General features: G+C 27.5%; 6 protein-coding genes. All 6 read left to right on the top strand.

What is annotated here, in order from left to right; translation table 11 throughout:
* Positions 1–91 precede the first annotated feature (91 nt).
* Entirely contained in the window at positions 92–2,269 is a 2,178-nt protein-coding gene (locus VN21_RS07955; RefSeq protein ID WP_226896681.1) for a hypothetical protein, read from the top strand.
* A 110-nt stretch (positions 2,270–2,379) separates the two neighbouring features.
* On the top strand, positions 2,380–2,793 hold the full coding sequence (locus tag VN21_RS07950) for a SoxR reducing system RseC family protein (RefSeq protein ID WP_046821776.1): 414 nt from the start codon (positions 2,380–2,382) through the stop codon (positions 2,791–2,793).
* 129 nt (positions 2,794–2,922) lie between these two features.
* The gene (locus tag VN21_RS07945) at positions 2,923–3,792 is read left to right on the top strand and encodes a methionyl aminopeptidase (protein ID WP_046821775.1); all 870 of its coding nucleotides are present in this window, start codon (positions 2,923–2,925) and stop codon (positions 3,790–3,792) included.
* An 87-nt stretch (positions 3,793–3,879) separates the two neighbouring features.
* Positions 3,880–4,284 (top strand): hypothetical protein, encoded by a 405-nt coding sequence (locus tag VN21_RS07940; protein WP_046821774.1) that lies wholly within the window; start codon positions 3,880–3,882, stop codon positions 4,282–4,284.
* Positions 4,285–4,481: 197 nt separating this feature from the next.
* Positions 4,482–5,108, top strand: coding sequence for a YitT family protein (locus tag VN21_RS07935; protein ID WP_226896659.1), 627 nt, complete (start codon positions 4,482–4,484; stop codon positions 5,106–5,108).
* A gap of 112 nt (positions 5,109–5,220) precedes the next feature.
* Positions 5,221–7,200, top strand: a 1,980-nt coding sequence (locus tag VN21_RS07930) for a penicillin-binding transpeptidase domain-containing protein (protein WP_046821772.1), incomplete at its 3' end; no start/stop codon positions are given.

Below are 7,200 nucleotides of genomic sequence, written 5' to 3'. Positions count from 1 at the left end.
TAACATATTATAAAAAATTATTTAAAGAATATTATAGTTTAAAGGCAAAATATACTTTATAATTAAATTAAATATTTTGGAGGTGAAAAGATTGAATTGTAAAATAAAAAAATTATTTTCAATGATTATTATGTTAGCATGTATTATCCCTACTAATATATTTGCTGATAGTAAACATAAAACTATTGTTATAAATTTGAATAGAAGTAATTTCTCTGACTTTTTAGAAATATCTACTATAAAAAAAGAATTAGAAAATCGTGGGTATATTGGATTGATGAATATAAGAGGAGATCAAGGTACAGATGACAATAGAGCTTATGCAAGTATTGGAGCTGGAGGAAGAGTAAATACATATAATACCGATTTTTCAGGATTTAAAAATATGGATAAAGACAACAGTGTAATTTATGAAAGTGCTACAGGAAAAAAGGCAAAAGGTATAAATGATGTTAATATTAATTTATCTATAAATGACAATTTAGAGAAAGGTAAATATGGATCTACATTAGGGGAATTAGGGCAAGCCCTAAGTGATAATAAATTAAGAGTATCTGTGCTAGGAAATGCTGATATAGGAACAAAACCAGAGGAATTAAATAGAAATATTGCTGCAATGGCAATGGATAACTATGGTAGAGTAGCTAGCGGTAATGTAGACAATATAGATATAAAAGATGATAAGATGCCTTTTGGTATAAGTACAGATTATGAAAAGCTAAAAAGGGAAACAAAAAAGTATTACAATGAAAGTGATACATTGTTTGTAGAATTAGGGGATACATATAGATTAGATTTATATAAAAAGTATTTGAATGAAAAAACTTATCAAGATATGGAAGAACAAATACATAAAAATATAGATTCATATCTAAAAGAAGTTTTTAAACTTATTGGAGAAAATGATAAAGTATATATAATAAGTGCATTTCCAAAAGATATAGACTATAAAAATCAAAGAAGGTTATCGCCTGTTATTAAATTCGACGGAAATAGTAAAGGATTATTAACATCAGCAACAACTAGAAGAGACGGAATAATAGGAAATTCAGATATTGGAGCAAGTATACTTTCAGACTACAATTTGACATCAGAAAAAATGGTAGGCAGAAAATTAGAAAATATAAAAAATGATAAAAATGTAGATTTTATAAGGAGTGAATACTCAAAAATTGTAAATATGGCTAGTGTGAGAAGTGGGATAATTCAGTTTTTTGTAAACTTTGTATCTATAATACTGATTTTAACTATTATGTTATTAACTTTTAGAAAGAAAATAAAAAATAAACTTTCAATGAAAATAGATAAAGTATTTTATGTATTTAAAGAGTTGAACAAGTTTGGAATAATAATGCCAGCAGCATTTTTACTGGGACCTATTTTAAATTTAAATTCTAAGATAGGTATATATACATCCATAGGTTTAATGGGGATAATTATTTATGGCATAGGAAAGTTAGTATTTAAAACAGATTTTAAGCAAATAGGATTTTATGCAACATTAACTATTTTAGTTATTTTAATTGATGCTGTGTTGGGGACATATTTAATGCAAAATAGTGTAATGTCATACAATCCAATAGTAGGTGCAAGGTACTATGGCATAGGAAATGAATACGAAGGGATTGTAATAGGATCTTCAATAGTAGCTATGACTGTTTTAATAATGGATAAAAAATTAAAAAAAATATTTGTTCCGATCATATCTGTTGTAATTGTGTTTATAAGCTCAACTCCAACAATGGGAGCGAATGTAGGATCTGCTATATCTGCAACACTAGCATTAATATTATTTACACTGCTTGTATTTAATATAAAATTAGATATTAGAAAAATTATATTTGTGTTTATTGCAGTTGGACTTGTAGTTTTCGGATTTGCGGCTATAGATATGATTAGTGGATCAGAATCGCATTTAGCACTGTTTATTAACCAAATATTAGTTGACGGACCAGCAGCTATAATAGAGACTTTTGGAAGAAAAATTTCTATGAATATGAAACTTATGCAAACTAGTTCATGGGTATATATAATATATATAGGAATTGCAGGATTAATAATAAGTAAAATTTCTTGCAAAAAAGAATTTAAAGATATTATGAGCAAAGATAGCTACATAAAAAAAGCTTTAATATCAATTGGAGCAGGAGCTGTAATAACATTTCTTGTAAATGACTCAGGTGTAGTTTCAGCAGCAACAACAATGTTATATATAATTATACCTCTTTTAATACTTTTAGTTAATAAAGTGATTTTAAAAGAAAAATAAAAAAATAGCGTATTTTATACGCTATTTTTTTTTATTAAGTAACAACATAGGCTAATAAATCATAAATTATAATAAATGAAAAGCACTAGGTAGAAAATGGGGGAGTTTTTATGAAAAAGCAGAGAATAGGAACAGTTGTATACTCAAATGAAAATAGTGCTAAAGTGAAACTTGAACCTAGCAAAAAACACTTAAATATTATAAATTATCAAGGAAATAAAGATAATATAATAACTGCAAATAATTATATAGGTGCTAAGTCAGGTCAATGTGTTTGCATAGAGTTTAATAACATAATATCTTTTAAATTAATTTATATATTGTATATTCAGCCTATATTATTTGCTTTATTAGGATTATTAATTGGATTTTATATGTCTATAGCAATAAATCAACCTAGTTTATTGTATGAAATAACATTTTCTTGTATTGTATGCACTATAGCTATAATATATAAAGATTATTACAAAGAAAAAAACAAAGCTGAAATAAATATAAAACCTGATATAATAAAAATTTTATAAATGATAGTAAAAAGAGATATTCCATAGTTAGTTTGGTAAAGCTATATGGAGGTCTCTTTTTTAAATTTATTAGCATTTATTAACATGACGTAGTATAATTTAATATAGAATAAGTAAGGAGATGATTTAATGAATTTAAATAGAAATGATGAGTGTTGGTGCAAAAGTGGCAAAAAATATAAAAAATGTCACATGGAATTTGATATTAAACTAGAAGATTTAAAAAGAGCAGGAAATGAAGTTCCAACACATGATATTATAAAAAATAAAGATCAAATAGAAAAAATAAAAGAAAGCGCAAGAATAAATAACGAAGTATTAGATTTAGTAGGAGAAAAAATTAAAGCAGGTATGACTACTGAAGATATAAATAAAATAGTACATGAATATACAGTATCTCAAGGTGCTATTCCAGCTCCTCTAGGATATGGAGGTTTTCCAAAAAGTGTTTGTACATCTATAAATTCTGAAATTTGCCATGGGATACCTAGTGAAGATGTTGTATTAAAAGATGGAGATATAATAAATGTAGATGTATCAACTATATACAATGGATATTTTTCAGATGCATCAAGAATGTTTATGATTGGAAATGTGAGTGAAAAAGCTAAGAAATTAGTTGAAGTTACAAAAGAATGTTTAGAAAAAGGAATTGAGGCTGTAAAGCCATGGGGGAATATTGGAGATATAGGGTTTGCTATCCAACAGCATGCTGAAAAAAATGGATACTCAGTTGTTAGGGACTTTGGTGGTCATGGTATTGGATTAAGTTTCCACGAAGATCCATTTGTGTTCCACTATGGATCAAAAGGAGAAGGAATGGTATTAGCTCCTGGAATGATATTTACTATAGAACCTATGATAAATGAAGGTGGATATGATTTATACATAGATGCTGATAATGAGTGGACTGCATATACTGATGATGGGTCTTTATCAGCTCAATGGGAACATATGATTTTAGTAACAGAGGATGGAGTAGAGATATTAGCTAAGTAAAGTAAAAACTAAGTAATAATTAAATAATAAAATTAATAAATTATGCATATTTATAGTATTATAAAGTTACTTTCAAAGAGGTGATTTATGACAAGAAATCAAAGTAAAGTAACAACAAATAATACTAGTGATAATATTAAACAAAAGTCTGATTGTACTAATAAGAAAAAAGGTTTAGGGTTATCTAGATATACATATGCAGATTATGTTATTTTATCATCTACTTTAGCTTATGCTATAGGTGAAGAATTAAATGATGAGGATTTAACTCTCTTTATAGTATTTTTAGGTCAAATATCAGCTGATTTATCTTTAATACGAACTAAGAGAGGTCTATTACCTGTAAATCTAGCTGGAACTCAAGAAGATGAAGATGTAGTATTAGCAGAAGAAACAGAGCAAACTATAGAAGCTGTAACATCTGCTGAATTGAGTAGAAGTAAAAAAAGAAAAGTTAAAAAAAGAAAAATAAAAAAGAAAAAGACTTTATAATTGTATTATGTTAAGTCTTTTTCTTTTTTATTTTAATATCTTAGTTTTTGAACAGTGATATATGATAACATGTAGTTGTTCAAAGAGGAGAATTTTTTATGAATTTAATAACAATTTCAAAAAAATCAGTGAATTATATTCAATAAATATATATAATTAAATAAAGGGAACTTAAAAAATTTAACAGGAGTGATATTTTGCGGTCAGAGTTAAAAAAAGTAGCAACTATTATTATAGGAGCTACAATATTGGCATTTGGAAGTTACAACTTTAATTACCAAAATAGTGTTACAGAAGGTGGGGTTTTAGGATTATTATTACTAATCAAAAATGTTTTTGATATATCTCCATCTTTAACTAGTTTAGTTATTGATTTATCTTTATTTGCATTAGGAACAAAATTTTTTGGTAAAAAATTTTTACTGTACTCAATACTTTCAACATTTACATTTTCAACTATGTATAATATATTTGAGAGTATTGGATTTTTAGTCCCAAACCTTGAACATAATATGCTTTTAGCAAGTATACTAGCGGGAATAGGAGTGGGAATAGGAGTAGGTCTTGTTGTAAGAGGTGGTGGAGCATCGGGTGGCGATGATGTAATAGCACTTATAGGCAATAAATTTACACCACTGAAAGTTAATCATATATATTTGATAAGTGATGGTATAGTTTTATTTTTGTCATTAGTTTATTTAGATTTTAGACAAATAGTGTTTTCATTAATAGCAGTTACTATAAGTGGCAAAATAATAAGTATTATATACAATGATGAAGATAGCGACAAAGAAGATGAACAAGAAGAAACTATATTAGTTTAGTAAAATAAGCACTTATTAATAAGTGCTTATTTTTTGCTATTTAGGGTATACTTAAGTTTGGGCATAATATTAAATGCAAGATATGACAATTCAAAAGAACGGGGGAAAAACATTGAAGAAATTTAAATTAATAACTATAAGTTTAATAATTATGGTAGGAATAATATTTATTGTGGGGTGTAGTTCAAAATCAAAAATTGAAAGTGCAATTGATGATTATAATAAATCTTGGCAAAGCCAAGATTTTGAAAAAATGTATACTATGCTTTCAGAAAAATCTCAAAAAAATATAAGTAAAGAGGATTTTGTACAAACATATACAGATATATATACTCGTATAAAAGCTAAAAATATTAAAATTTCTAAATCAGATCAAGAATTAGAAGAAGGTAAAGATGCTTATTTAAATGTTAGTATGGATACAGTTGGTGGAAAGCTAGACTCATCTAAAATTAAAATAGATATGATTAAGGAAGGTAAAGGGTATAAAGTTAATTGGGACTATGGATTAATATTACCTGATTTAAAAAAAGAAGACAAAGTAGGAATAGATACTGACTCTTACAAGGGAAAAAGAGGTAGTATCTATGATAGAAATGGCAATTTAATTGCAGGTGAGGGACAACTAAAACAAGTACAATTAGATTTAAAGAAATTTAAAGATGGAAGTGAAAGTAATAAAATTAGTGATATGGCCAATATATTGGATATAAGTCCTAGCTATATTGAAAAAAAAATAAATTCAAATACAAATCCAGACCATGCTGTGGATATAGTGAGTTTGTTAGAGTCAGATAATGAGAAAATAGAAAGGTTACTTCAAATACCTGGAGTTCAAATAATAACAACTAAAAATGCTAGAGTGTACAATGGAGGAGAAGCTATAGGTAGTTTGATTGGGTACACTGGAAATATTAATCAAGAGCAATTAAAAAACAATAAGAATAAAGGCTATAACGAAAATAGTAAAATAGGTATAGGTGGAATAGAAGAAGTATATGAAGATAAGTTAAGAGCAGAAGATGGAGGCTGTGTATACATATTAACTCCGGATGGGAAAAAGGAAGTTTTAGTTGAGAAGAAGGCAAAAAATGGAGAAGATATAAAACTGTCAATAGATCTTGATTTACAAAAAAAAGTATATGAAGAAATGAAAGATGAAAAAGGAGCAAGTGTAGCTACAAACCCAAAAACTGGTGAGGTTTTGGCAATGGTAAGTTCACCTTCATTTGATCCAAATAGCTATATGACATACATAACAAAGAGTGAAAAGGCAAAATGGGAAGCTGATAATAACGCTCAATTACAGAGAAGATTTAAAACTGCATACTCACCTGGGTCAACAATGAAGTTAGTAACTGCTACTATAGGTCTTGAAGATAAAAAAATAGATCCATATGAAGCTGTGGATATAAAAGGTAAGACTTGGGACGAATATGATGTTACTAGAGTTACAGATCCAGGAAAGCCAGTAAATTTAAAAGATGCAACAATATATTCTGACAATATATATTTTGCAAAAGCAGCACTTAATATAGGTGGAAAAGATTTTGTCAACGGAGCTAAAAAGTTTGGAATTGGAGAAGATATTAAATTTGGATATCCTATAGAGAAATCACAAATATCTAATAGTGGAAATTTGGATAACAAATCATTATTGGCAGCAACAGGATATGGACAAGGAGAAGTTTTAACCACTCCTTTAAATATGACTATGATATATTCAAGCTTAGGAAATGATGGTAAGATAATGATGCCAAAGCTAGATATAACAAAATCATCAGAGCCTAAGGTATACAAACAAGCTATACAAGCAGAATATATAGATATACTTAAAGACTGCTTTTCAGATGTAATAAATGATCCTAAAGGAACTGGAAATTCAGCTAAAATTGAGGGAATAAATATAGCTGGTAAAACAGGTACAGCTGAATTAAAAAAAGATAAAGATGATACAAACGCAAATGAAAATGGATGGTTTGCATGTGTAGATACAGATGAAGGAAAACTTTCTATATCTATGATTATAGAAAATGTTAAAGGAAGAGGTGGTAGTGAAATACCTACTGTAAAAGTAAAAAATATTATGGAA

The sequence above is a fragment of the Paraclostridium benzoelyticum genome (assembly GCF_001006285.1).
GTDB classification, from domain to species: Bacteria; Bacillota; Clostridia; order Peptostreptococcales; family Peptostreptococcaceae; genus Paraclostridium; species Paraclostridium benzoelyticum.
This window is presented reverse-complemented; position numbering and strand designations above follow the sequence as displayed.

Bases quoted from the DNA above. Each gene is read 5' to 3' on its own strand.
- VN21_RS07945 (WP_046821775.1), top strand. From the start codon at position 2,923: ATGAATTTAAATAGAAATGATGAGTGTTGGTGCAAAAGTGGCAAAAAA.
- VN21_RS07950 (WP_046821776.1), top strand. From the start codon at position 2,380: ATGAAAAAGCAGAGAATAGGAACAGTTGTATACTCAAATGAAAATAGT.
- VN21_RS07940 (WP_046821774.1), top strand. From the start codon at position 3,880: ATGACAAGAAATCAAAGTAAAGTAACAACAAATAATACTAGTGATAAT.